This window comes from Streptomyces sp. NPDC014656 (assembly GCF_043084305.1).
Taxonomy (GTDB): Bacteria; Actinomycetota; Actinomycetes; order Streptomycetales; family Streptomycetaceae; genus Streptomyces.
Genome location: NZ_JBIBZN010000004.1, coordinates 336,273 through 361,131 on the forward strand (window position 1 = coordinate 336,273; position 24,859 = coordinate 361,131).

Annotated in this window: 23 protein-coding genes and 1 riboswitch; of the genes, 5 read left to right on the plus strand and 18 right to left on the minus strand. The window is 73.3% G+C overall.

The features are described 5' to 3' along the window. Positions 1-114: 114 nt before the first annotated feature. The 6 genes from ACF1ED_RS12230 to ACF1ED_RS12255 form a co-directional block, all read right to left on the minus strand. On the minus strand, positions 115-870 hold the full coding sequence (locus ACF1ED_RS12230; RefSeq protein ID WP_391759311.1) for an endonuclease/exonuclease/phosphatase family protein: 756 nt from the start codon (positions 868-870) through the stop codon (positions 115-117). A gap of 73 nt (positions 871-943) precedes the next feature. Next, on the minus strand, positions 944-1,885 hold the full coding sequence (locus tag ACF1ED_RS12235) for an ROK family glucokinase (protein ID WP_391759313.1): 942 nt from the start codon (positions 1,883-1,885) through the stop codon (positions 944-946). 67 nt (positions 1,886-1,952) lie between these two features. Then, positions 1,953-2,450 carry a DUF5304 domain-containing protein gene (locus ACF1ED_RS12240; RefSeq protein WP_391759315.1) on the minus strand — a complete coding sequence of 166 codons (498 nt, stop codon included), beginning with the start codon at positions 2,448-2,450 and terminating at the stop codon, positions 1,953-1,955. Between the two features lie 55 nt (positions 2,451-2,505). After that, positions 2,506-3,672 (minus strand): ArsA family ATPase, encoded by a 1,167-nt coding sequence (locus ACF1ED_RS12245; RefSeq protein ID WP_391759317.1) that lies wholly within the window; start codon positions 3,670-3,672, stop codon positions 2,506-2,508. Between the two features lie 81 nt (positions 3,673-3,753). Then, positions 3,754-4,194: an SRPBCC family protein gene (locus ACF1ED_RS12250; protein WP_391759319.1), complete on the minus strand. Its 441-nt coding sequence runs from the start codon at positions 4,192-4,194 to the stop codon at positions 3,754-3,756. Positions 4,195-4,285: 91 nt separating this feature from the next. Continuing rightward, positions 4,286-5,053 (minus strand): metallophosphoesterase, encoded by a 768-nt coding sequence (locus tag ACF1ED_RS12255; RefSeq protein ID WP_391759321.1) that lies wholly within the window; start codon positions 5,051-5,053, stop codon positions 4,286-4,288. Positions 5,054-5,310: 257 nt separating this feature from the next. Between ACF1ED_RS12255 and ACF1ED_RS12260 the strand changes: the two genes are divergently transcribed. After that, entirely contained in the window at positions 5,311-7,107 is a 1,797-nt protein-coding gene (locus ACF1ED_RS12260; protein ID WP_391759323.1) for an AMP-dependent synthetase/ligase, read from the plus strand. A 51-nt stretch (positions 7,108-7,158) separates the two neighbouring features. Here the strand turns inward: ACF1ED_RS12260 and ACF1ED_RS12265 are convergent, their stop codons facing one another. After that, complete coding sequence (locus ACF1ED_RS12265; protein WP_391759325.1) at positions 7,159-8,301, minus strand: glycosyltransferase family 4 protein; 1,143 nt, start codon at positions 8,299-8,301, stop codon at positions 7,159-7,161. A gap of 95 nt (positions 8,302-8,396) precedes the next feature. On the opposite strand from ACF1ED_RS12265, the gene ACF1ED_RS12270 reads away from it, so the two are divergent. Further along, positions 8,397-9,677, plus strand: coding sequence for a glycosyltransferase 87 family protein (locus tag ACF1ED_RS12270; RefSeq protein WP_391759327.1), 1,281 nt, complete (start codon positions 8,397-8,399; stop codon positions 9,675-9,677). On the opposite strand, the gene ACF1ED_RS12275 is transcribed toward ACF1ED_RS12270, so the two are convergent. After that, entirely contained in the window at positions 9,638-10,990 is a 1,353-nt protein-coding gene (locus tag ACF1ED_RS12275; RefSeq protein WP_391759329.1) for an MATE family efflux transporter, read from the minus strand. The genes ACF1ED_RS12270 and ACF1ED_RS12275 overlap by 40 nt on opposite strands. A gap of 96 nt (positions 10,991-11,086) precedes the next feature. Between ACF1ED_RS12275 and ACF1ED_RS12280 the strand changes: the two genes are divergently transcribed. Continuing rightward, on the plus strand, positions 11,087-11,626 hold the full coding sequence (locus ACF1ED_RS12280) for a PadR family transcriptional regulator (RefSeq protein ID WP_391759331.1): 540 nt from the start codon (positions 11,087-11,089) through the stop codon (positions 11,624-11,626). Here the strand turns inward: ACF1ED_RS12280 and ACF1ED_RS12285 are convergent. From ACF1ED_RS12285 to ACF1ED_RS12305, 5 genes are all read right to left on the minus strand, one after another. Beyond that, positions 11,614-12,837 carry a hypothetical protein gene (locus ACF1ED_RS12285; protein WP_391759333.1) on the minus strand — a complete coding sequence of 408 codons (1,224 nt, stop codon included), beginning with the start codon at positions 12,835-12,837 and terminating at the stop codon, positions 11,614-11,616. The two genes, ACF1ED_RS12280 and ACF1ED_RS12285, sit on opposite strands and share 13 nt — an antisense overlap. Before the next feature lie 59 nt (positions 12,838-12,896). Then, positions 12,897-13,922, minus strand: a complete 1,026-nt coding sequence (locus tag ACF1ED_RS12290) for an NlpC/P60 family protein (RefSeq protein WP_391759335.1) — start codon at positions 13,920-13,922, stop codon at positions 12,897-12,899. A gap of 187 nt (positions 13,923-14,109) precedes the next feature. Next, entirely contained in the window at positions 14,110-15,156 is a 1,047-nt protein-coding gene (locus ACF1ED_RS12295; protein ID WP_391759337.1) for an NlpC/P60 family protein, read from the minus strand. A 265-nt stretch (positions 15,157-15,421) separates the two neighbouring features. Then, positions 15,422-16,786 (minus strand): NYN domain-containing protein, encoded by a 1,365-nt coding sequence (locus ACF1ED_RS12300; protein WP_391759339.1) that lies wholly within the window; start codon positions 16,784-16,786, stop codon positions 15,422-15,424. Between the two features lie 34 nt (positions 16,787-16,820). Continuing rightward, positions 16,821-17,063 (minus strand): hypothetical protein, encoded by a 243-nt coding sequence (locus ACF1ED_RS12305; protein ID WP_351840925.1) that lies wholly within the window; start codon positions 17,061-17,063, stop codon positions 16,821-16,823. A gap of 161 nt (positions 17,064-17,224) precedes the next feature. Here ACF1ED_RS12305 and ACF1ED_RS12310 point away from each other — a divergent pair, with 161 nt between their 5' ends. After that, entirely contained in the window at positions 17,225-17,959 is a 735-nt protein-coding gene (locus tag ACF1ED_RS12310; RefSeq protein WP_391759342.1) for a rhomboid family intramembrane serine protease, read from the plus strand. After that, positions 17,956-18,237, plus strand: coding sequence for an Lrp/AsnC family transcriptional regulator (locus ACF1ED_RS12315; protein WP_030758121.1), 282 nt, complete (start codon positions 17,956-17,958; stop codon positions 18,235-18,237). The genes ACF1ED_RS12310 and ACF1ED_RS12315 overlap by 4 nt, the downstream gene beginning before the upstream one ends. Before the next feature lie 112 nt (positions 18,238-18,349). Here ACF1ED_RS12315 and ACF1ED_RS12320 read toward each other — a convergent pair whose 3' ends face one another. The 5 genes from ACF1ED_RS12320 to ACF1ED_RS12340 all read right to left on the minus strand — a co-directional run bounded on the left by ACF1ED_RS12320 (position 18,350) and on the right by ACF1ED_RS12340 (position 24,820). Next, positions 18,350-19,738: an aminotransferase class V-fold PLP-dependent enzyme gene (locus ACF1ED_RS12320; protein WP_391759344.1), complete on the minus strand. Its 1,389-nt coding sequence runs from the start codon at positions 19,736-19,738 to the stop codon at positions 18,350-18,352. Positions 19,739-19,944: 206 nt separating this feature from the next. Beyond that, positions 19,945-20,060, minus strand: a riboswitch (SAM riboswitch). Positions 20,061-20,145: 85 nt separating this feature from the next. Continuing rightward, entirely contained in the window at positions 20,146-21,210 is a 1,065-nt protein-coding gene (trpD, locus tag ACF1ED_RS12325; protein ID WP_391759346.1) for an anthranilate phosphoribosyltransferase, read from the minus strand. A gap of 129 nt (positions 21,211-21,339) precedes the next feature. Beyond that, positions 21,340-22,965: a cytochrome bc complex cytochrome b subunit gene (locus tag ACF1ED_RS12330; RefSeq protein WP_391759348.1), complete on the minus strand. Its 1,626-nt coding sequence runs from the start codon at positions 22,963-22,965 to the stop codon at positions 21,340-21,342. Beyond that, positions 22,962-24,014, minus strand: coding sequence for a Rieske 2Fe-2S domain-containing protein (locus ACF1ED_RS12335; protein ID WP_391759350.1), 1,053 nt, complete (start codon positions 24,012-24,014; stop codon positions 22,962-22,964). The genes ACF1ED_RS12330 and ACF1ED_RS12335 overlap by 4 nt, the downstream gene beginning before the upstream one ends. Beyond that, on the minus strand, positions 24,011-24,820 hold the full coding sequence (locus ACF1ED_RS12340; protein WP_391759352.1) for a c-type cytochrome: 810 nt from the start codon (positions 24,818-24,820) through the stop codon (positions 24,011-24,013). Before ACF1ED_RS12340 ends, ACF1ED_RS12335 begins: the two co-directional genes overlap by 4 nt. Between the last annotated feature and the right edge of the window lie 39 nt (positions 24,821-24,859).

Sequence of the window (24,859 nt, forward strand, 5' to 3'; positions counted from 1 at the left end):
GCCGGCGGGCCGCCCCTCCCCACGCCGCCCTCACACCGCTCGGCGCCTGGGCGCCTCCCGGGCTTCGGCCGGCTGCGGCGGACTCCGCCCGCCGGCCGCGGACCCGGACGGTCGTCAGGCCTGCGCCCGGAGCCTGACCGCCGCCAGCACCGGCAGGTGGTCGGTGGCGGCGGTCAGGTCGGCCGGATCGAGGTCGGGCGGGACCCCGCAGCCGAGGAACTCGACGCCGTCCGTGCCCAGGACCGCGTCGATGCGCTGGCGCGGACGGTCCGCGGGATGGGTGGGCCCGGTTCCCCGGGGGGCCGCCTCCCAGCCGTCGCGGAGGGTGCCCGTGAGCCGGGTGAAGGCCGGTCCGCCGGGGCGCTCGTTGAGGTCGCCGGCGACGATCGTGTACGGGGTGCCCAGCGCGGCCACCCGGTCGAGGACCAGCCCGGCCTGGGCGTACCGCTCGTCCTCGCGCAGGCTCAGGTGGCAGCTGACGAGACCCAGCCGCACGGCCCCGAAGCGGACGACGGCGGTGGCGAGGCCGCGCCGGTGCAGGCCGGGGGTGAGCGGCAGGAGGACGTCCTCGGTCCGCTCGACGGTGGCGCGCAGCGAGCAGAGCAGCAGCGGCCCCGCGGCGGTGGCCCCGCCGGAGAGCACGACCAGTTCGCTCTTGGCGGCCAGCCGGGCCGCGTGCTTGCGCCAGCGGAAGAAGCGCGGGGCCTCCTGGACGAGGACGACGTCGGGGGCACAGGCCCGGATCACCCGGGCGAGGGCGTCCTCGTCGTCGCGCATCGAGCGGATGTTGTAGCTGAGGATCCGGACCACGGCGGAGCCGTCCGGCTCGGTACGGGAGGCGGGCAGCGCGCCGGTCGCGTCGAGGGCCATGGGCCCAACATAGGCCGGATGCCCGCCCCGCCCCAGGGGGCGCGGCGGGCATCGGCCGGGCGGGACGCGGGGGTCAGCCCTGACGGGCCAGGTCCGCGGCGCCGACGAGACCGGCCTTGTTCCCGAGCTGGGCGGCGAGCACCTGGGCGTGCGGTCGCCACTGACCGCCGATCAGCCAGCGCCGGAAGGACTTCCGGATCGGGTCCAGGACGAGGTCGCCCTCGTCCGAGACGCCGCCGCCGACGATGAACGCGGAGGGGTCGAAGAGCGACGCCAGGTCGGCGAGGCCCGCGCCGGCCCAGCGGGCCAGCTCGCGGAAGGAGTCGACGGCGACCGGGTCGCCCGCGCGGGCGGCCTCGCTGACGTGCTTGCCCTGGATGCCCTCCGGGGAGCCGTCGCCGAGGCCGAGCAGGACCTCGGCGCGCTCCGGGGTGGCGTTGGCGCGCTGCCGGGCGTACCGGACGAGGGCGCGGCCGGAGGCGTACTGCTCCCAGCAGCCCTGGCTGCCGCAGCCGCACAGCAGGCCGTCGGGGACGACCCGGATGTGACCGAATTCGGCGGCGACGCCGAAGCGTCCGCGGCGCAGCTTGTTGCCGATGATGATGCCGCCGCCGAGGCCGGTGCCGAGGGTGATGCAGATGACGTCCTCGTGGCCCTGGCCCGCGCCGAAGCGGTACTCGCCCCAGGCGGCCGCGTTGGCGTCGTTCTCCACGACGACGGGCAGGCCGACGCGCTGCTCGACCTTGTCCTTCAGCGGCTCGTGCCGCCAGTCGATGTTCGGCGCGAAGAGGACGGTGGCCCTCTTGTCGTCGACGTATCCGGCGGCGCCGATGCCGACGGCCTCGATCCGGTGTCCCTTGCCGGCCTCGGAGACGGCCGCGCAGATGGCGTCGACGATGCCTTCGGGGGTCGGCGGGGTGGGCACCGTGTGCGTGTCGAGGATGTTGCCCTCCTCGTCGACCACGCCGGCCGCGATCTTCGTGCCGCCGATGTCGACGCCGATGGTGAGTCCCATGAATCCCTCAGTTTTCGGTCGAGCCCCGCTAGGGCCCACCGTACCCGAGGGGAGCGTGCCGTACTGATCAGTCCAGATCGATGGGGCGGCCGGTGGCGGGGCCGTCCCCGTCGTCGCGGCGGTCCTCCGGAGCGGGCTCGGGAGGGGTGCCGGCGGCGCGGCGGGGGTCGTCCTCGGAGAGGCCGGGGCCCCGGGTCCAGCGGGTCTCGTGGCCCTCGACGGCCGAGCGGTAGGCGGCGAGGAGTTCGCCGCCGGCGGCGGCGAGGTGGTCGAAGACCTGCGGATTGCGCTCGATGACGGGCTCGACGGCGGCCTTCGCCTGGTTGACGAGTCCCTTGACGGTCTCGGCCGCCTGGGCGGCGGCGCCCGCCGCGTTCTGCCCGCCGAACAGCGGGGCCGCGGCGCCGAGTCCGCCGGTGAGCTTCTCGGCGACGGCCTCGAAGAGCCTGCGGAACTCCTCGGCGGGCGAGCCGGGTTCCTCCCCGTGTTGGGCGCGGCGGCGGGCCTTCTCCGCCTCCAGGTCCTCGGCACACGCGTCGGCCCAGGGGTCCCGCTCGCTGCTCATGGCGTACTCCTCCGTCGCTTCCCTTCCTTCGACGGTACACGCCCGGGGGCGGGGGTCAGGAGGGCTCGGGCCACAGTCCGGGGTCGGGGGCGAAGCGGATCGCGAGGTCGCCGTCGACGAGTCCGGCGCCGGTGACGGTGCAGCGGCGCAGGGCGGGAGGGAGGGGCAGGGTGCGGCGGAAGGGGCCGGCGCCGAGGAGCAGCTCGTCGCCCCGGCGGACGAGGGAGAGGTCCTGCTTGACGGCGCCGGGCAGCGGCAGGTGCCAGACGAGCACGCCGTCCCGGGCGCGCCGGTCCTCGACGGCGGGCGCGGGCGCGGGGACGGGCGGGAGGCCGGGGCGCACGGCGGCGAGCAGGGCGAGGTCCTCGGGGCCCCGGGGGTCGCGGCCGAGGTGCGGCAGCTCGTGCAGGAGGTCCCCGGCGCCGGCGCGGAGGGCGGCCAGGTGCCGGTGCTGTTCGGCGGTGAGGGCGGCGAGCCAGGGGTCGTCGGAGGCGGCGGGGAGGAGCCGGTTGGCGATCACGGCGTCGAGGGCGAGGCCTTGGAGGGCGAGGCCGAGGCGGGCGTCGCGGAGGGTGGCGGCGGCGGCCGGGCCGGGTTCGAGGACGAGCCGGACGGTGGTGCCGGGGGCCTCGACGACGGCCTGGACGGCGGCCAGTTCCCGCTCCCAGCGGGCGGCGGTCCCGTACAGCCACTGGGCGGGCATGGGGACGCCGGCGAGCTGGGCGAGCATCGGGCGCAGCGCGCGGGCGGCCTGCCGTTCGGGCGGCAGCAGCCGGCGCAGGTAGCGGCGGAGCTGCTCGGGGAGGGCGAGGACGGTCAGGGCCTCGCGCAGCGGCGGCAGGTCGACGACGGCGAGGTCGTGGTCCCCGGCGGCGGCCTCCCGCAGCGCCCGGAGCAGGGAGAACTGGCGGCTGCCGGGCAGTTCGGTGAGCTCGGCGTCCTCGAAGGGCGAGGCGCCGAGGAGGTCGAGCGCGGTCGAGGAGCGGGCCTGGAGGGCGAGGAACTCCCGCCGGAAGTCCCCGGCGGAGTCGGGCCGCAGCACGGTCAGCGTCCCGGGGCCCGCGGCGCCGGCGGCCTCGGCGACCGGTCCGGGGCGTGCCGGGTCCGTGTCGCCGGTGACGAGCAGCACGCGCCGGCCGGCGCGTGCCTCGGCGAGGGCGGTCGCGGCGGCGACCGTGGTGCGCCCGGCGCCGCCGGCTCCGGTGACGAGGATGATCCGCATGCGGGTGACGCTATCGCGGTGCGGTGCGGGGGCGGGCGGGCGGCCGTCCGCCTCCGGTCCCCGGGCCCGGGGTCCCGGCCTTCAGGCCTTGGACTCGACGCGCTTCTTCAGGCCGGCGAGGGCGCGGTCGATGATGACCTTCTCGGCCTTGCGCTTGATCATGCCGAGCATGGGGATCTTGACGTCGACGGTCAGCTGGTAGGTGACCTCGGTGCGGTCGCCGGGGAGTGCGGCGAGGCGGTAGGAGCCGTCGAGGGAGCGCAGCATCTGGGACTTGACCAGGGTCCAGCTGACCTCGTTCGCGCCGGTCCAGGTGTACGCGAGGGTGTGGTCGTCCTTGATCGCGCCGGCGTCGAGGACGAGCCGGACCTTCTCGGCGCGGCCGGCGTCGTCGGTCGTCAGGACCTCCGCCTGGGTCACCTCGCCGGTCCAGTCGGGGTAGCGGGCGAAGTCGGCGATCACGCCCATGACGTCGGCCGACGCCGCCTCGATGGTGATGCTCGAGCTGGTGTGTTCGGCCATCGCGGTGGCTCCTCCACTGTGCGGTCCGGCGGGCGTGCGTAGGGGCACGGACGTGCCGACGGAAGGCTATCGCGCCCCCGTGTCGCCCCCGTCACCACTCCAGGGCGAAGGGGCGGCCGGTCGCGGCGAAGTGTCCGACGTTCACGCACTCGGTGGAGCCGATCCGCATCCGGCGGACCAGCGGCTGGTGGACGTGGCCGAAGAGGGCGTAGCGGGGGCGGGTGCGGCGCAGGGCGTCGAGGAGGGCGCGGCTACCGCGTTCGAAGCGGCGGGCGACGGTGTCGTAGGTGAGGTCGGGGACGTCCGGCGGGATGTGGGAGCAGAGGACGTCGACCTCGCCGAGGGCCTCGACCTTGGCGGCGTACTCCTCGTCCGAGATCTCGTACGGGGTGCGCATGGGGGTGCGCAGGCCGCCGCCGACGAAGCCGAAGAGCAGGCCGCCGAGCTCGATCCGCTGCCCGTCGAGGACGGTGGTGCCGGGGCCGGCGTACTCGGACCAGAGGGTGGGGATGTCGACGTTGCCGTAGGTGGCGTACGTGGGGGTGGGGAAGGCGGCGAAGAGCTCGGCGTACTGGCGGCGGACGGCGGCCTCGATGGCGGTCTCGCGGTCGACGGCGAGTCCGGCCCAGAGGCTGCGGCCCAGGTCACGGGCCTCGTCGAAGCGGCGGGCGGTGCGCAGCTCGACGAGCCGGTCGGCGTTGGCCGTGCCGAAGAGGTCGGGGAAGATGCCCCGGCTGTGGTCGGCGTAGTCGAGGAAGAGGACCAGGTCGCCGAGGCATATGAGGGCGTCGGCACCGTCCCCCGCCCGGGCGAGGGCGCCGGTGTTGCCGTGCACGTCGCTGACCACGTGGACTCGCATGTGCCCACCTTAGGGCGTCGGACCTGCGGTTACTTGGGAGTCGGGAAAGCTGTGGATTACTGTGCGGAGAGGGCCGTCACGCTGGTGTGACGCACGGAACATCTGGCCGGAACCCCCTATCGGGAACCACGTACTGGTGGGTAACGTCCGGGCAGTCCACAGTCGTGCTCACCCCCACGAGCACCTGCCCGATCATGGACCGCACCGGTGCGTCCACACAGAGCCGTGGCACCGGAGCCCGATGAGGAGCAGCAGTCTTGCGCGAGTTCAGCCTTCCGGCCCTGTACGAGGTCCCTTCGGACGGCAACCTGACGGATCTCATCCGCCGCAACGCCTCCCAGCACCCAGACGTCGCCGTGATGGGCCGCAAGGCCGACGGCGTGTGGACGGACGTGACCGCCAAGGAGTTCCTCGCCGAGGTGCGCGGGGCCGCCAAGGGCCTGATCGCCGCCGGGGTCGGGGTGGGCGACCGCGTCGCGCTGCTCTCCCGCACCCGTTACGAGTGGGTGCTGCTCGACTTCGCGATCTGGAGCGCGGGCGCGGTGACCGTGCCGGTGTACGAGACCAGCTCGCCGGAGCAGATCCAGTGGATCCTCGGCGACTCGGGCGCCTCGCTCGCGCTCGTGGAGTCCGCGGCGCACCAGGCGGCGGTGGAGTCCGTACGGGACGGGCTGCCGGAGCTGAAGGGCCTGTGGCAGATCGAGGACGGCGCGATCGAGCGGCTGACGGCCTCCGGCGCGGAGGTCTCGGACGAGGCCCTGGACGCGCGGATGTCGGCGGCGAACGCGGACGACCCGGCGACCATCGTCTACACCTCGGGCACGACGGGCCGCCCCAAGGGCTGCGTGCTGACGCACCGCGCGTTCTTCGCCGAGTGCGGCAACGTGGTGGAGCGCCTGAAGCCGCTCTTCCGCACCGGCGAGTCCTCGGTGCTGCTCTTCCTCCCGGCGGCGCACGTCTTCGGCCGGCTGATCGAGGTGGCCTCGGTGATGGCCCCGATCCGTCTGGGCTGCCTCCCGGACATCAAGACCCTCACGGACGAGCTGGCCTCCTTCCGCCCGACGCTGATCCTGGGCGTCCCGCGCGTCTTCGAGAAGGTCTACAACTCGGCGCGGGCCAAGGCGCAGGCCGACGGCAAGGGCAAGATCTTCGACAAGGCCGCGCACACGGCCATCGCCTACAGCCGCGCGCTGGCCACCCCGCAGGGCCCGTCCTTCGGCCTGAAGCTCAAGCACAAGGTCTTCGACAAGCTGGTCTTCTCGAAGCTGCGGGCGGTCCTCGGCGGGCGCGGCGAGTACGCGATCTCCGGCGGCGCGCCGCTGGGCGAGCGGCTCGGCCACTTCTTCCGCGGCATCGGCTTCACGGTCCTGGAGGGCTACGGCCTGACGGAGTCCTGCGCGGCGACCGCCTTCAACCCGTGGGACCGGCCGAAGATCGGCACGGTCGGCCAGCCGCTGCCGGGTTCGGTGGTGCGGATCGCGGACGACGGCGAGGTGCTGCTGCACGGCGAGCACATCTTCACGGAGTACTGGAACAACGAGGCGGCGACGGCCGATGCGCTGGCCGACGGCTGGTTCCACACCGGTGACATCGGCACCCTCGACGAGGACGGCTACCTCGCGATCACCGGCCGGAAGAAGGAGATCCTGGTGACGGCGGGCGGCAAGAACGTCGCCCCGGCGGTCATCGAGGACCGGATCCGCGCCCACGCCCTGGTCGCGGAGTGCATGGTGGTCGGCGACGGGCGCCCGTTCGTCGGCGCGCTGGTCACCCTCGACGAGGAGTTCCTGGGCCGCTGGGCGTCCGAGCACGGCAAGCCGGCCGGCACCACCGCCGCCGCCCTCCGCGAGGACCCGGAGCTGCTCGCCGAGGTCCAGCGCGCGATCGACGACGGCAACGCGGCGGTCTCGAAGGCGGAGTCGGTCCGGAAGTTCCGCGTCCTGGCCTCCCAGTTCACCGAGGAGGCGGGGCACATCACCCCGTCGCTGAAGCTGAAGCGGAACGTGGTGGCGAAGGACTTCGCGGACGAGATCGAGGCGATCTACGCCAAGTGAGGCCATGGGGAAGGGGCCCGGCGCACCAGCGCCGGGCCCCTTCCCCATGGGCTACAGCAGTTCCCTGAGCCGTTCCGCCAGCAGGTCCCAGCGCCACTTCTCCTCCACCCACGCGCGGCCGCGCTCGCCCATGCGGGCGCGCAGGGCCGGGTCGAGGAGGAGGGCGGTGACGCGGTCGGCGGTGTCCTCCGCGGACTCGCCGCGCACGACCCAGCCGGTCTCGCCGTCGAGGACGGCGTCGGGGGCGCCGCCGGAGTCGCCGGCGACGACCGGGAGGCCGGTCGCGGACGCCTCCAGGTAGACGATGCCGAGACCCTCGACGTCGAGGCCGCCCCGCCGGGTGCGGCAGGGCATGGCGAAGACGTCGCCGGCGCCGTAGTGGGCGGGCAGCTCCGACCAGGGCACGGCGCCGGTGAAGCGGACGGAGGCGGCGACGCCCGTCTCGGCGGCGAGCCGGCGCAGGTCCTTCTCGTACGGGCCGCCGCCGACGATCAGCAGGACGGCGTCCGGCACCTGCCGCAGGATCCGGGGCAGGGCGCGGATCAGGGTGTCCTGGCCCTTGCGCGGGACGAGCCGGGAGACGCAGACGACGACCGGACGGTCGGTGAGGCCGAGGCGGGCCCGCACCTCGTCGCCGCCGGAGCCGGGGTGGAAGGTCTTCTCGTCGACGCCGGGCGGCAGCTGCACCATGCGGCCGGCGGCGGCCGGGGTGAGCGCGGAGGCGATCCGGGAGCGGGTGTACTCGCCGAGGTAGGTGATCGTGTCCGTGCCCTCGCCGATCCGCCGCAGCAGCTGCCGGGCGGCGGGCAGCTGGGCCCAGCCTGCCTCGTGCCCGTGGGTGGTGGCGACGAGCCGCTCCGCACCGGCCCTGCGCAGCGCGGGCGCCATCAGACCGAGGGGCGCGGCGGCGCCGAACCAGACCGATTCACAGCCGTGTTCGCGCAGCAGCGCGGTGGCCCTGGCGGTCACACGTGGTGTGGGCAACAGCATGGTGGTGCGGTCCCGGACAACCGTGAAAGGCTGTTCCGCGTCGAACAGAGCGGTGGCCTCCGCCCCTTCGCGGCCTCGCTTCCACGTGGAGGCGTAGACCACGAGCCGGTCGGGGTCCAGTCGCAACGCCATGTTGTGCAGGAACGCCTGGATTCCGCCGGGACGCGGCGGGAAATCGTTCGTTACGATCAGGGTCTTGTGCATCGTGACAGACAGTACGTGATGGCACGCGACCGCACCCTCGCCCGGCACCACCCCCCTCCGCACGAGCGGACCGACAGGACAGGAACAGGACAGGTATGACGGGCGCAGTGGGGATCGGCTCGCGCACGGCTGGACGACTGCGGGAGTTGCGCCTGCCGCTCGGTCTGTGGGCGCTGACCAGGATCATCCTCCTGGTGTGCGTCTTCCGGATCGTCGTGGTGCCGGGCCCGGACGTCACCAGTGACGTGGAGCAGATCTACCAGAGCTGGTACGAGGTCCTGAAGACCGGCACGTATCCGCAGGACGACGTCACCTGGCAGTACCCGCCGGCGGCGGCCCTCGCGATCCTCTCCCCCGTCCTCCTGCCGTTCCTGAACTACTCGGCCGCGTTCTTCGTGCTGGCCTTCCTCTGCGACGCCTTCGTCTTCGGGCTGCTGGTGTACACCGGCGGCCGTCCGGGCCGGACGATGCGGGGGGCGTGGCTGTGGCTGGCCGCGGTGCCGCTGATGGGCCCGACCGCGTACGCCCGCTACGACATCATGGTCACCGCCGTCGCCGTGGCGGGGCTGCTCGCCGCGATCCGCAGCCCGCGCGTGCTGGGCGCGCTCGCCGGTTTCGGCGCGGTGCTGAAGGTGTGGCCGGCGCTGATCCTCGCGGGAACCCCGAAGGGCCGGGCGACCTGGCGTTCCTGGCCGGTGGCGGCCGGGACGGCGGTGGGCGTGCTGGTGCTGTGCATGGTCTGGATGCCGGGCGGGCTGGCCTTCCTCTCCTTCCAGAGCGAGCGGGGCACGGAGGTCGAGTCGCTGGGCGCGATGGTCTTCCACGTGGCCCGGCACTTCGGCTGGGACGGCGAGGCGCGGATGAACTACGGCTCGATCGAGTTCCTCGGCCCGTACGTGTCCTGGGTGTCGAAGGGCGCGATGGCGCTGACGGCGGCGGCCTTCGGCTGGCTGCTGGTGTGGCGGTTCAAGGCGCGCCGCTTCACCTCCTCGACGGTGGCGGACGCGGCCTTCGTCGCGGTGCTGCTCTTCACCGCGACGAGCCGGGTGATCTCCCCCCAGTACATGATCTGGCTGGTCGGGGTCGCGGCGGTCTGCCTGGTCTACCGGTCGAGCCGGATGCGGGTGCCGGCGTACCTGATCCTGTGGGCGACGGCCGTGACGCAGTTCGAGTTCCCGGTCTGGTTCTCGCACGTGACGCAGAGCGACTGGCTGGGCATCGGGGTGCTGTTCCTGCGCAACGGCCTGCTGATCGCGGCCACGCTGATGGCCTGCAGGATCCTTTGGAAGCACACGGTCACCGAGGCGGGTTCGGTGGCGATCCCGGTCCCGGCGGATCAGCCGGAGCCCGAGAAGGTGCTCACCCGCTCGGCGTGAGCGGCGCGCGCGGTGCGGCGGTGCAGCAGCGCCAGCGCGCCGAGCTGCGCGGCCATGGCGAGCGTCATGGCCAGGCAGATCCCGGGGAGTCCGAGTCCTGACAGGGCGAGGGCGAGCGGCAGCTGGAGCAGGACGCCGGCGACGGTGATCCCGGCCAGGCGCGGGCTCGCCCCCGCGCCCTCGAAGACCCCGGCGGCGGCGATGTACGCCCCCATGAGCGGCAGGTGGCCGGCGAGGCAGCGCAGGAAGAGCGCGCCCGCCCCGGCGACCTCGGGCGCGGCGCCGAAGAGCCGCATCACGCCGTCCGCGCCGGCCCACAGGAGCGCGGCGAAGCCCGCTCCGAGCCCGGCGCCGAGCAGGGCCGTGGCGCGGACGACGGCCCCGCGTCCGCCGGCCCCGGCGCCGAGCAGGTGGGCGGTGTGGATGGCGGCGGCCTGGCGCACGGCGTAGAAGGCCATGGTGGCGACGTACATGCCCTTGGTGGCGATGCCGTAGGCGGCGGTCTCGGTCACGCCGAGCCGGGCGACGACGGCCACGAGGGCGAGCGCGCCGCCCATCCGCAGGGTGAAGTCGGCGGCCATCGGCAGTCCGGTGGCGGCGGTGCGGCGCAGGGCGGCGCCGGCGGTCCCGGTCGGCGCGGCGGCCCGGGCGGCCGCGAGCAGCGGGTTCCGGCGGAGCGCGGCCAGCCCGGCGGCGAGGGCGGCGGTGCGGCCGAGGACGGTGGCGAGGGCGGCGCCCGGCACTCCGTACGCGTGGATGAGCAGCGGGTCGAGGACCAGGATCAGCCCGTTGGCGAGGAAGGCGAGCCGCATAGGGGTGCGGGTGTCGCCGGCGCCCTTGAGGACGCCGTCGACGACGTTCCCGGCGTAGAGGACGGCGGTGCCGGGGAGCGAGACGGCCAGGTAGGCGACGGCGAGGGCGTACGCGCCGCCGCCCCCGGTCCCGCCGCCGCTGCCGCCCAGGAGCAGGGCGGCGAGCGGTTCGCGGAGCAGGTACCCGCCGAGGGCGACGGGCGGGACGAGCAGGGCGCACAGGGCCGCCCCGCCCCGGACGGCGGTGCGGACGGACCCGGGGTCGGCGGCGCCCCGGGCCCGGGCGACGAGCACGGTGGTGCCGGAGCCGGCCATGAGGACCACCCCGAGGAGGAGGTTCTCGACGTTGGTGGCGACGGCGACGGCGGCGACCGCGTCCCCGCCGAGCCGGGCGACCCAGATCATGTTGATGACGCCGGCGGCGACCCCGGCGAGCAGTTCCAGATAGACCGGCCCGCCGAGCCGGACGAGCGTGCGGCGGTGACTCGGCTGCGTCCCCACGGATCCCCCTCGAATCGTGGTACCTCGATTCGAGGCACCACGAAAAGAGGTAGCATGCGGGGACGAGCGAGGACAAGCGTGGGAGGAGGGCGCCCGGTGCTGGAGCTGTCGATCCTGGGCTTCCTGTACGAGCGGCCGCTGCACGGGTACGAGCTGAAGGAGCGCATCCAGGCGCTGAGCGGCCACGTCCGCCCGGTCAGCGACGGCGCCCTCTACCCGGCGATCAACCGCCTGGTGAAGAACGGCCTGGTGGAGAGCCGCACCGAGCCCGGTGCCGGCGCCGCGCCCCGCCGCACCCTCTCGCTCACGCCCGGGGGCCGCGCCGGGCTCCTCGACCGGCTCCGCTCCCCCAAGGACGTCGAGATCACCGACGGCCAGCGCTTCTTCACCCTGCTGACCTTCCTCGGCCTGCTGCCGGACCCGGCCGAGCAGGCGGCCGTCCTCCGCCGCCGCCAGGCCTTCCTGCTGACCCCGGCCAGCTTCTTCTACGAGGACGGCGCCCCGGCCACCGTCGAGGCGGAGCCGGACCTCTTCCGCCGCGGCATGCTCCGGATCGCCCGCGCCACCGGCACCGAGGAGAAGGCCTGGCTCGCGGAGGCGCTCGCGGAGCTCGACGCCCGCCGTCAGCCGAGCTGAGCCCGCAGGTACGCCCGCCAGTCCTCGGTGAACTCCGCCGGCGTCGTGTCCAGCACCTCGCGCAGGGCGCTCTCCACCGCGCCCTCCCGGCCCGGATGGGCGCCCACCTCGCGGTAGAAGGCCGTCAGCCGGGCCTCCCCCCAGCGGTCGGCGATCATCGCGCAGGCCAGCCAGCCGCTCTCGTAGGCGCGGGCCAGGGCGTCGCCGTCGCCCTCGAAGCCGAAGTCGGCGTCCTCGGGGAGGGCGGCGGGCACCTCCCCGGCCCGCACGGCCCGGCGCAGCTCGGGGGCGGCCTCGGCGGGGGTGCGGCCGCCGCCCCGGTAGGCGACCCAGTCCGCGAAGCCCTCGGAGAGCCAGACCGGGGTGGACGGCGAGGTGTGGGCGCGGGTGGCGACGTGGACGGTCTCGTGGGTGAGGATCAGCTCCCGGCCGAAGTCTCCGAGCACGCCGTACGCCTCGGGGTTGACGATCACCCGGTCCGCGGGCGCGTCGGCGCGGTGCCCGGTCTCGCCGGTGGTGACGGCCGCTATCCCCCGGTACTGCGAGCCGTCCACCGCGAGCAGCCCGCCCATGGCGTCGAGGGAGCCGGGGACCAGGACCAGCACCCGGCGGGTCCACCGGGGGCTCCAGACCGCGTCGACGGCGGGCACGGCCCGGTCGGCGAGCCGGGCGATCTCGGCCAGCCGGTCCCGGTCCTGGCCGACGCCGAGGACGAGCGACCGGGCGCCGCGCACCGCGGTGACCTCCCCCTGCTCCCAGAGCCGCACCGGGGCGCCCTCCGCGGGCCGCTCCCCGGTCAGGTACCAGCGTCCGTCCCGCTCGGCGAAGTCCATGACCCGGTCGGCGCCGAGGGGACCCGCGTCGTACCCCTCGACGCGGTGGCCGCGCTCCACGCGGGCGGTGAGCCGGCCCCCGCCGGTCCGGTCGACGCCGGTGACGCGGTAGCTCCAGCCCGCGAGCGGGACCTGGGCGAGCCTGCGGAACTCGGTCCGGGCGGCATCCTCGTACGCGGGACCCGCGGCGGCCAGCCAGGCGCCCTCGTCCCGGTCGAGGAGGGCTTCGGCGTGCCGGTCGAGCAGGGCCTGCACCTCGCGCAGGGCGGGGTCGGCGGGCCGGGCGGCGGTGCCGCAGCCGACGAGCGCGGCGAGCGCGAGGACCAGGGCGAGCACCACGGCCGCCGGCCGTCGCGCTCCCCGCCCCTGTTCCGCCACGCCTCAGATCGTACGACCGGGTGACGGGCCGGCGCCTCCCGGAGCCCGCGGCGGCGGGCTCAGGGGCGGGTCACCGTCACGTGGGACATCATGTTCACCGGGTCGTAGCGGACCCGGGCGCCGGGGTAGGGGGCGTGGATGACCTGCCCGTTCCCGGCGTAGATGGCGACGTGGCTGGCGTCACCGCGGTACGTGACGAGGTCGCCGGGCTGCGCCTGGGAGAGCGGCACCTGCCGGCCCGCGTGGCGCTGGGCGGCCGAGGTGCGCGGCAGGCTGATCCCGGCCTGCCGGTACGACCAGACCATCAGCCCCGAGCAGTCGAAGGCGGTGGGGCCGATCGCGCCCCAGACGTACGGCTTGCCGACGGCGCTGCGGGCGGCGAGCACCGCGGCGGCGGCCCGCGAGTCGGCCGGGCCGAGGTCGGCGGGCGGCGGCAGCTCCTCGCCCGGGCCGTCGGCGCGTCCGCCGGAGCGGGAGGCCCGCTCGTAGTCGGCGCGCTCGGCGGCGGTGAGGGAGGCGAGGAGCCGGCGGGCCTCGGCGAGCTTGCGCTCCACGGACCGCTTGTGGCGGGCCACCTCGGCGCGGCTGCGCTCCAGCTCGCCGAGGGCGGTGCGGGCCTCGGCGCGCTCCTGGTCGAGCCGGCGGCGCTCCCGGTGGAGCTCGGTGAGGGCGGCGCTCTGCCGGGCGGTCACCCGGTCGAGGGCGGAGGCGCGGTCGAGGTAGCTGTCCGGGTCGGAGGAGAGCAGCAGGACGAGGGCCGGGTCGAGGCCGCCGGAGCGGTACTGGGCGCCGGCGAGGGAGCCGAGCGCCCCCCGCATCCGGTTGATGCGCTCCTGGCCGCGGGCGAGGCTGTCCTGGGCCTGGCCGACCTCGCGCCGCAGCGCGTCCGCCTTCTCGTCCGCCCGGTTGTAGCCCTCGGCGGCCCGCTCGGCCTCCTCGTAGAGCCGGTCGACCTTGGCGCGGACGGCCGCGACGCCGGCACCCGGGTCGGCGTTCGCGGGGACGGCGCCGAGGGAGGCCGCCGCGGTGGCCGCGGCGGCGGCGGTCAGGACGGTGACCCGGGCGGGTCGGCGGTGGGAGGCCACGGCTCGCGCTCTCCGTTCGGCTCGTGGGGACTGGCGCGGCAGACAGTAGCCGCTCCCCCGACCTCGTCCAACGAAGGCGCCGGGCACGAAAAATGACGCCCCGCCGGAGATCACGAGGTCACCGGCGGGGCGTCAGGTCAGCGAGGTGTGCCGCGAACCACCCGTTCGGGCGGCACGGCCGGGCGGGTCAGCCGCCGATGCGGACACCGAACTGGAAGGTGCCCATGTAGTTCATCGACTCGTAGCGGACCGAGGCGCCCGGCTTCGGGGCGTGCAGGATCGTGTTGTTGCCCGCGTACAGGCCGACGTGCGACAGGCCGTTGAAGAAGACCAGGTCGCCGGGGCGGAGCTGGCTGCGGCCGATCTTGGTGCCGTCGTTCTGCTGGGTGTAGGTGGTGCGGGTCAGCCGGGCGCCGGCCTTGCCGTAGGCCCACATCGTCAGGCCGGAGCAGTCGTACGCGTTGGGGCCCTCGGCGCCGGAGACGTACGGCTTGCCGAGCTGGGTGGCGGCGGCGGAGAGGGCGGCGGCACCCAGACCGCTGGCCGGGGCCTCGTTGCCCAGGTCGAGGCGGGGGGCGGCGGCACGGGAGGCACGCTCGGCCTCGGCCCGCTCCTCCTGCTGGATGCGGGCGCGCTCGGCGGCGGTGAGGGTGTTGAGCAGCTTGCGCGCGTCGGCGAGCTTGCCCTGGACCTTGCTCTTCTTCTCGGCGAGCGTCTTGCGGACCTCTTCGAGGTCGGTGAGCTTGGCGGTGGCCTCGGCGCGCTGCTGGGCGAGGGTGCGCTGCTTGTCCTGGATGGTGGCGAGGACGTCGGCCTGCTGGTCGGTGACCCGGCCGATGGCGGACGCCTTGTCCAGGTAGTCGTCCGGGTCCGAGGAGAGGAAGAGCTGGAGCGCCGGGTCGATGCCGCCGGAGCGGTACTGGGCGCTGGCGACCGAACCGATCTGGTCCCGGAGGGTGTTCAGCTCCTGCTGACCACGCGCCACCCGGTCCTGGATCTGGCCGATCTCCTTCTGCAGCTTGCCGCGGCGCTCCTCGGCCAGGCTGTGCTGCTCCGTGGCCTCCTCGGCCTCGTGGTAGAGCTTGTCGACCTTCGACTTGACCTCGTCGATCTTCGGCTTGGGGGCCGCCTGGGCTCCGGTCTGGGCGGAGAACGCGACGGCGGCGGCCGCGGTCGCGGTGAGCACGGTCACACGGGTGCGGCTCGGCTGCTTGGGTCGACGGTGGGACGCCACGAAGGCGAGCTCCTTCTTCCTCGAGCCGCCCGGCCGGTCAGGGGCAGGCGGTTCCTCCACGGACCGCCCTGATGGGTGATCAACCGCGCGAAGGTTCGAGGCCTGACCCTAGTGACCAAGTTGTGATCAGTTCAAATCCCGATGGCAAAAAACTCGCTCACGCGGCACTTTATTTACACGCATCACACCGCGCGTGACCGGCACTTGACGGTCCGCCCTCCAGAAATCGGGCATAGAACACAAGAGTTGCGAGCCGGGCGAGTCGTTACGAGAGCCGCGAAAGGCGCTTGAGGAGCAGGGCCGACGCCACCGGCCGCGCGCCGGCCTTCGCGACGCCGTCCGCCACCTCGCGGTCGGTGGAGACCACGACGACCGGCCGGCCCGGCGGCTCCGCCCGCACCAGCTGGCGGATCAGCTCGTCCGCCGTGACGCCGGGCTTGGAGAAGAGCACCCGCACCCCGCGCGGCGGCGCGAGGAGCACCGGGGCGGCCAGCTCCGCCCCGTCGAAGACGCAGGTGACCTCCGCGCCCGAGCGGGCCGCGAGCGCGGAGAGCCCGCCGAGCAGCCGCAGCCGCTGCTTCTCCAGCGGCATCGTCGGGTAGCCGGTCTTGGTGACGTTGTAGCCGTCGACGACCAGATGCGTCTGCGGCAGCTCCAACAGCTGGTCGAGCAGGGCCGGATCGGTCTCCGACAGGGCGCGGGCCGCGATGTCCTTCGGGGACATCCGCCCCGGCTCCACGGCGTCCACGGTGTCCGCCGGGTGCACCGACACGGGCGGCAGGGCGAGTTCGCGCCGCAGCCCCTGGGCCGCGTCGAGGACGGTGTCGAGCAGCAGCCGCAGCCGCATGTCCTCCACCGAACGCCCCTCGCGGGCGGCCCGGCGGCTCGCCTCCAGGGCCGCCTCGACCTCGCCGAGCCGGGCCTTGAGCCGCCGCGACTCGCTCTCCGCCGCGGACACCTGGGCGGCCGACTCGGCGCGGGCGGCCTCCGTCTCGGCCCGGGCGCGGCGCAGCGCCGCCTCGCCGCGCTTCACGTCGCTCTGCGCGCTGCGCAGCTTGCGGTGAAGCGATTCGGCTTCCCTGCGGGCGGCCTCCAGGTCGTGCCGCAGCTGTTCGGTCTCGTCCCGGGTCCGGTCGCGGGCGGCGGCCAGCTCCTCGCGGAGCCGCTCCACCTCGCGCCGGCCGGCCTCGTCGGCGCGTTCGGCGTCGGCGCGCTGGACCTCCTCGCCGGCGGCGGCCACCAGCTTGGCCCAGCCCGGCGGGCGCAGCACATAGGCCGCCGCGGCCACGTCGACGGGGTCGGCGGCGGCGGGCGGGGTGCCGGTCTCCACGGCCCCGGCCAGCTCCGGCTGCGCCTGCTTGAACCGTTCGCCGATCCGCTGCCGGAAGAGCGGGTCGGCCTCCAGGGCGGCGGCCATCGCGTTGCCGGCGAACTTGGCGCGCCGGCTCGCGGTGAAACGGGCGTACTGGCGCAGGGGGGCGGGCAGCTCGGCGACGGTCAGGCCGCCGAAGGCGTCGGCGACCAGTGCGATCACCCGTCGCCGTACCCCCTCCGGCAGGGGATGGTCGAGCGTCTCGGCAGCGTCACCCGCCGCGCCGGCCGGTTCGTCACCGTGCGCGGACTGCTCCACGATCCGTCACCCCTACTGTCGTCGGCGCCGTCCGTCAGGACTCGACGCCCGGCTTGTCCACCAGTTCGATCTGGTCCACCGCGTTGCACCAGCGGCAGCGGACCGACTCGATGGTCTCACTGAGCACCTCGCGCTCCTCGACCTTGGGCTCCCCCGCCAGGTCCAGATGGACGTACTCCACGACCTTGGACGAGCGCGTCACGTCGAAGCGGGTCAGATTGCCGCACAGGGTGCAGCGCCAGCGGGTCTCGGCGGTCGGCTGGGGAACGGTCGTCATGGTGCCGTCCTTCTTCCTGTTCGTGGTGGTACCAGGTACGGGAGCCGCGGTGCGCCGTCGGACTGCGGTGCTCGATCCCGTAACCCTACGGCCTCACCGCCGGGCGCCCGGCCCGGCGAGGCACTCTGTCCACTTCGTCCCTCTTGGGCCATGATCTGTCCATGATCGACTGGCGAGGCACGGCCCTGGGCGCCTACCGGAGCGTCCGCACCGGACCTGCGGTGACCTACGGACTGATCGCCGCCTGCTGTCTCCTCTTCATTGTCAGCCCCGTCTCCGGACTGAACCCGTCGCACGCGACCGGGGACGAGGTGCTCGCGGCGCAGAGCGCCTACTTCCAGCGGTGGGGAGTGGTGCCGGCCGAGCTGACGCGGGGCGATCCGGGCGCCCTGCTCACCCCCTTCACCGCCCTCTTCGTGCACGGCGGGTGGCTCCACCTGCTCGGCAACATGCTCTTCCTCTGGGTCTTCGGGGCGATGGCGGAGGAGCGGATGGGGCACGCCGAGTTCGCCCTCTTCTACCTGGGCACCGGCTACCTCGCCCTGCTCGGCTACGCGGTGGCGCACGCCGACAGCGAGCAGACCCTGGTCGGGGCCTCCGGGGCGATCTCGGCGGTGCTCGGGGCCTTCCTCTTCCTCTTCCCCCGCTCCCGGGTGACGAGCCTCTTCCCCTTCCTCTTCTTCCTGCCGCTGCGCTTCCCGGCCTGGGCGGTGCTCGTCTTCTGGTTCACGCTCCAGTGGCTGGCGGCGCGGGCCGCCGGCGCGGGGCCGGGGGTCGCCTATCTGGCCCACGTCGTGGGCTTCTCCGTCGGCTTCCTCTACGCGTGGGCGCGCTTCCGGGGTGGGGATAGAGTGAAATCCCCAGCAGCGGCGACCGAGGGAGACAGCCAGCCGTGATCACCGCGATCGTCCTCATCAAGACCAGCGTGGACCGCATCCCCGAGATCGCGGAGTCGATCGCCGCGCTCGACAACGTCAGCGAGGTCTTCTCGGTGACCGGTACGTACGACCTCATCGCGATGGTCCGGGTGCCGCGCCACGACGACCTGGCCGAGGTCATCCCCGGCCGGATCAGCAAGATCCCGGGCGTCGAGGGCACCGACACGCACGTCGCCTTCCGCACGTACTCGCAGCACGACCTGGAGGCGGCCTTCGCCATCGGCCTGGAGTCCTGAGGCCGGGCGCCGTGCCGTCCCGCGGAAGCCCGGACGGGGACATCCCCGTCCGGGCTTCGTCGCACTTGTCTTCGAGGGGTGAGCGCGTGCGGCTCTCGGTCCCGCCCGCCGGTCAGCCGCGGTCGGGGACGCAGCGGCCGTCCTCCGTGCGGTACTTCCACCGGGCGCCGTCGCGGACCAGCTCCTTCACGGCTCCGACGAACCGCTCGACGTGCTCGTCCGGCGTACCGGCCCCGAAGCTGACCCGGATGGCGTTCAGGGAGCGCTCGCCGGGGGCGGCCGGCTCGGGGGCGCCGCACTCGCCCGGGTCCTGCGGGTCGGAGCCGAGCAGGGTGCGGACCAGCGGGTGGGCGCAGAAGAGGCCGTCGCGCACGCCGATGCCGTACTCGGCGGAGAGGGCGGCGGCGAAGTGGGAGCTGTTCCAGCCGTCGACGACGAAGGAGATGACGCCGACGCGCGGGGCGCCGTCGCCGAAGAGGGAGAGGACGCGGACCTCGGACACCTCGGCGAGCCCGGCGCGGACGGTGTCGACGAGGTGCCGCTCGCGGGCGACGAGGGCGTCGAAGCCGGCCTCGGTCAGCGCCCTGCAGGCGGAGGCGATGGAGTAGACGCCGATGACGTTCGGGGAGCCGGCCTCGTGGCGGGCCGCGGTGGTGTGCCACTCGACGTCCACGCCGCCGTCGGCCCTGCGGGCCACCGTGCGGGAGGCGCCGCCGCCGGCCAGGTAGGGCTCGGCGGCCTGGAGCCAGTCGGCGCGGCCGGCGAGGACGCCGGAGCCGAAGGGCGCGTACAGCTTGTGCCCGGAGAAGGCGACCCAGTCCACGTCGAGTTCCCGGACGGAGACCGGGTGGTGGGGGGCGAGCTGGGCGGCGTCGAGGACGATCCGGGCGCCGTGGGCGTGGGCGGCGGCGGCCAGTTCGCGCACCGGCCACAGCTCGCCGGTCACGTTGGAGGCGCCGGTGACGCAGACCAGGGCGGGGCCGTGAGGATCGCGGTCGGCGAGGGCCCGCTCCAGGGTCTCGACGGCCTGCGCCGGGGTGCGCGGCGCGTTGAGGTACGTCACCTGGGCGTCGCGCCAGGGCAGCAGGGAGGCGTGGTGCTCGGTCTCGAAGACGAAGACCTGGCAGTCGGCGGGCACGACCTGGGCGAGCAGGTTGAGCGAGTCGGTGGTGGAGCGGGTGAAGACGACCTGGTCGCCCTCGCGGCAGTCGAGGAACTCGGCGACGGTGACGCGGCTCTGCTCGAAGAGGTCGGTGGAGAGCTGGGAGAGGTAGCCGGCGCCGCGGTGGACGCTGCCGTAGTACGGGGCGTAGGCGGCGACGTCGTCCCAGACGCGCTGGAGGGCGGGGGCGCTGGCCGCGTAGTCGAGGGCCGCGTAGGTCACCTCGCCGCCGGTGACGAGCGGGACGGTGACGTCACGGCCGAGGACCGGCAGCGGCTCGGCGCAGCAGGCGTCGGCGGAGGCGGCGGAGGGGGCGGCGGCGTTCGGGCGTGCGGACATGGCGGTATCTCCCGGCGGGACAGGCGAAAGGGCGTGAAGGGCCCGCAGGGCAGCGCGAAACGGCGTGCCGCGTACGGGTGTTGCCTCGACGCACGGCGAGAACGGGGCCGTACGGAGGGGGAGAAGAAGGGGGCCGGAGGCCCTAACGCATTCGCTTGCTCACGAAACCGCTCCCTCAAGGACCAGGACCCCAGGGACGGCGCAGGGGTCCGCGCTTGCCATGGACCTTGCTGTCCACGGCCTGGTCTTCACCCGGGGCACCCCGCCACGGACGGAGGGTTGCCGGACAGCCAGCCGGGGCTTGGGGCTGTCACTCATGACCTGTTGCCGAACGTATGCCACCGCTCGCGGTCCGCGCAACCCCGTCCGAATTCCGGAACGGGGCCGCGCGGACCGCGCGGCGGCTCTCAGGCGTGAGTGGCGGCGACCCAGCGGTCCAGGCTCGCGCGGGCGGCCCCGGAGTCGATCGACTCGGCGGCCCGCGCCATCCCGGCCCGCAGCTGCTCGGCGAGGGTGCCCTCGCCGGGCTCCAGGGCGGTGAGCGCCGCCGCCGCGTTGAGCAGCACCGCGTCGCGCACCGGCCCGGTCTCGCCGGCCAGCAGCCGGCGGGCGACGTCGGCGTTGTACGAGGCGTCGGCGCCGCGCAGCGCCTCCAGGGGCGCGTAGTCGATGCCGGCGTCCTTCGGGTCGAAGACCTCCTCGCGGACCGAGCCGTCCCGGACCACCCACACCCGGGAGGTGCCGGTGATGGTCAGCTCGTCCAGGCCGTCGTCGCCGCGGAAGACCAGGGCGGAGTTGCCGCGCTCGGCGAAGACCCCGGCGACGATCGGCGCCATCCGCGGGTCGGCGACGCCGACGGCCTGGGCGCGCACCCGGGCGGGATTGGTGAGCGGGCCGAGCACGTTGAAGGTGGTGCGGATGCCGAGCTGGCCGCGGGCGGCCGCCACGTGCCGCAGCGAGGGGTGGAACCTCACCGCGAAGCAGATGGTGATGCCGGCCTCCTCGGCGACCGCGGCCACCCGGGCGGGGGTGAGGTCGAGGTTGATGCCGAGCTTCTCCAGGACGTCGGAGGAGCCGGAGGCGGAGGAGGCGGCCCGGTTGCCGTGCTTGACGACCTTGGTGCCGGTGCCGGCGACGACGATCGAGGCCATCGTGGAGATGTTGACGGTCTTGGCGCCGTCGCCGCCGGTGCCGACGATGTCGACGGCCGGTCCGGGCACCTCGATGGTGTTGGCGTGCGCGTACATGGTCCGGACGAGCCCGCTGATCTCCTCGACGGTCTCGCCCTTGGCCCGGAGCGCCACCATGAAGCCGGCGATCTGCGCGTCGGTCGCCTCGCCGCTCATGATCAGGTCCATCGCCCAGGCGGTGTCGTCGGCGGAGAGGTTCCTCCCCTCCAGGAGGCCGTTCAGGAGGACGGGCCAGGAGCGGCCCGCCGTGGTAGGTCCTCCAGCGGGGGTCACAGCGCTCATGGCAGCTCCTGATGATCGTGCGTCGGATACGGGGCCAGCCTATCGAGCCCCGGGGACGGCAAAGAGCCCCGTCCATCGAATGGACGGGGCTCTCGCCGTGGCGACCTACGTCAGGAGGTCAGGAGGGAGTCAGTGGTGGCCGTGGCCGCTCTGGATCTCCTTGTACTCCTCCAGGGTGGGCTTGGCGACCTGGTTGTCGTCGCCGTAGTAGCCCTTGTTGAGCTTGACCCGGAGCTTCTCCATCGCGCCGATCTTCCGCTGGACGCCGTTCTCGTCGACGGCCGGCGGCAGCGCGGCGGGCTCGTACTGCTCGTGCGCGGTGAGCTTGTACAGCTCGCCCTGGCTGAGCGGCTCGTGGACCTCGACGAACTCACCGTGCGGCAGGCGCTTGATGATGCCGGACTCGCGCCCGTGCAGCACCTTGTCCTTGTCCCGGCGCTGGAGGCCGAGGCAGATCCGCTTGGTGACGATGAACGCGATGACCGGGCCGACGAAGAAGAAGATCCGCACGAACCAGGTGATCGAGTTGATCGACAGGTGGAAGTGGGTCGCCCAGAGGTCGTTTCCACCACCGACGAGCATGATCATGTACGCGGTGATCCAGGCGACACCGAAGGCGGTGCGCGTCGGAGCGTTGCGCGGGCGCTGCGCGATGTGGTGCTCGCGCTTGTCGCCCGTGATCCAGGACTCGATGAACGGGTAGACCGCGATGGCCGCGAGGACCGCCGGGAAGATCGCCAGCGGGATCATCACGCCGAGGACCAGCGTGTGGCCCCACAGGTTGATCTCCCAGCCCGGCATGACACGGATCAGACCCTCGGCGAAGCCCATGTACCAGTCGGGCTGGGCGCCGGTGGACACCTGGTCCGGGCGGTACGGGCCGAGCGCCCAGATCGGGTTGATCGAGGCGACCGCCGCGATGACCGCGATGACGCCGAAGACCAGGAAGAAGAAGCCTCCGGCCTTCGCCATGTACACGGGGAGCAGCGGCATGCCGACGACGTTCTTGTTCGTCCGGCCGGGGCCCTCGAAGTGCGTGTGCTTGTGGACGAACACCAGGATCAGGTGAGCGACCACCAGGCCCAGCATGATGCCGGGGAGCAGCAGCACGTGCGCCGAGTAGAACCGGGCGACGAAGTCGCCGCCGGGGAACTCGCCGCCGAAGAGGAACATCGACAGGTAGGTGCCGACGATCGGCACCGACAGGATCGCGCCCTGCATGAAGCGGACACCGGTGCCGGAGAGCAGGTCGTCCGGGAGCGAGTAACCGGTGAAGCCGGTGAACATGCCCAGGAAGAACAGCAGGAAGCCGAACAGCCAGTTGATCTCACGCGGCTTGCGGAACGCGCCCGTGAAGAAGACGCGCATCATGTGCACGAACATGCCGGCGAGGAAGATCAGCGCCGCCCAGTGGTGGATCTGCCGGATCAGCAGACCACCGCGCACCTCGAAGGAGATGTGCATGGTCGAGTTGAACGCCTCGGACATCAGCTGTCCCTGGAGCGGGACGTACGAGCCGGCGTACTCCACCTCGTTCATCGACGGGTGGAAGAACATCGTCAGGTAGACGCCCGTCAGGATGATGATGAGGAAGCTGTAGAGGCAGATCTCGCCCAGCATGAAGGACCAGTGGTCCGGGAAGATCTTCCGCATGTTGGCCTTGGCCAGCGTGTAGATCCCCAGGCGTCCGTCGGCCCAGTCGGCGACCCGCTCACCGGCGGGCGCCTTCTTCTGCGTGTTGGTCACAGTGCTCATCCGCGCTCCCAGAATGCGGGACCGACGGGCTCGTCGAAGTCGCCGTGCGCTTCGAGGAAGCCCTTGTCGTTCACGCCGATCCGCAGCTGCGGGAGGGCGTGACCGGCCGGGCCGAAGATGACTCGGGCGCCGTCGGACAGGTCGAAGGTGGACTGGTGGCACGGGCAGAGCACGTGGTGCGTCTGCTGCTCGTACAGGGAGATCGGGCAGCCGACGTGGGTGCAGATCTTCGAGAAGGCGACGATGCCCTCGTGCGACCACTCGAGCTCGCGCTTGTCCTTGATGTCCTCCGGCTGAATCCGGACGATCATCAGGGCGGCCTTGGCGATCTCGGTCTGGAAGTGGTGGTCGTGCTCCGAGAGGCCCTCGGGCATCGCGAAGGTCAGCGAACCGACGGCGACGTCCTCGGGACGCAGCGGCTCGTGCGTGTTCATGTTGATGAGCAGCTTGCCCTTGGCCCACAGGGTGGTCCGGAGCTTGCGCTCGGGCAGCGGTCCCATGTCACGCAGCAGCATGACTCCGGAGAGCGGCACCAGGGCCAGCGCGCCGAAGAGCGTGTTGCGGATGAGCTTGCGGCGGCCGAAGCCGGACTCGGCGGCACCGGCCGCGAAGTCCGCCATGACCTTCGCCTTGACCTCGGGCGACGCCGCCATCGGGTGGCGCTCGTCCGCGATCTCGACGTCGGACATCAGGGTGCGGGCCCAGTGGACCGCGCCCGCGCCGATGAAGAAGAGGGCGAGGCCGAGCGTCCAGCCGAGGGCGAAGTTGAGCGCGGACACGTGGCCGAAGGGCCAGATGTACACGATCTTGTCGACCGGGAAGATCACGTACGAGGCGATGAAGCCGATGGTGGCCAGCATCGACAGCACGAACATGAAGGCGACCGCGCGCTCGGAGCGCCGGGCGGCCTTCTCGTCGATGTCCTGGACACGCGGCTTGTGGGGCGGAAGGCCCGGGTCGGCGAACGGGTTGTCCGCGACCTTCACCGCGCCGTGCGCGGTGTCCTGCCCTGCCGGCAGGTTCTCTTCTGGAATCTCTTGGGTACTCATGACTTCTTGGCCTTAGCGGTGTGGGCCGCGACCCAGATGGCAACTGCGATCAGCGCACCCAGACCGAAGATCCAGGCGAACAGGCCCTCGGAGACGGGGCCGAGGCCACCGAGCGACAGGCCGCCCGGGCTCGCGGTCTCGTCGCCGTTCACGGCCTGGACGTACGCGATGATGTCCTTCTTCTCCTTCTCCGGCATGGTGGTGTCCGGGAAGGAGGGCATGTTCTGCGGGCCGGTCTGCATGGCCTCGTAGAGGTGCTTCGGGCTGACGCCCTCAAGGCTCGGGGCGTACTTGCCGTGCGTCAGCGCGCCGCCCTCGCCGGTGAAGTTGTGGCACTGCGCGCAGTTGGTGCGGAACAGCTCGCCACCCTTCGCGATGTCGGCGCCCTCAGGGCTGTACTGGCCTTCCTTCGGCGTGGCCGGACCGGCACCGAGGGAGGCGACGTACGCCGCGAGCTGATCGATCTCAGCCTGCGTGTAGATGACCTTCTTCTTCGGGACCTGGGCGCCCGGCTGCTGCGCGGGCATGCGGCCGGTGCCGACCTGGAAGTCCACGGAAGCGGAGCCCACGCCGACGAGGGACGGGCCGTCAGAGGTGCCCTGACCGCCGGTTCCGTGGCAGCTGGCGCAGCCGACGGAGTAGAGCTTCTTGCCCTCCTCGATGGCGAGGGACTGGGCGGTTTCATCGGCCTTCGCCGTGCCCGCGGGCGCGAACGCGGCGTACAGCCCCCCCGTGGCCGCCAGCGCGAGAAGTAGGACGACGACCGCCGCCAGCGGATGGCGTCGTCGTGCGGAGAGCTTTTTCACGGATTACCCCGGTGTCAGGATCTTCTGCGTCGATGCTTG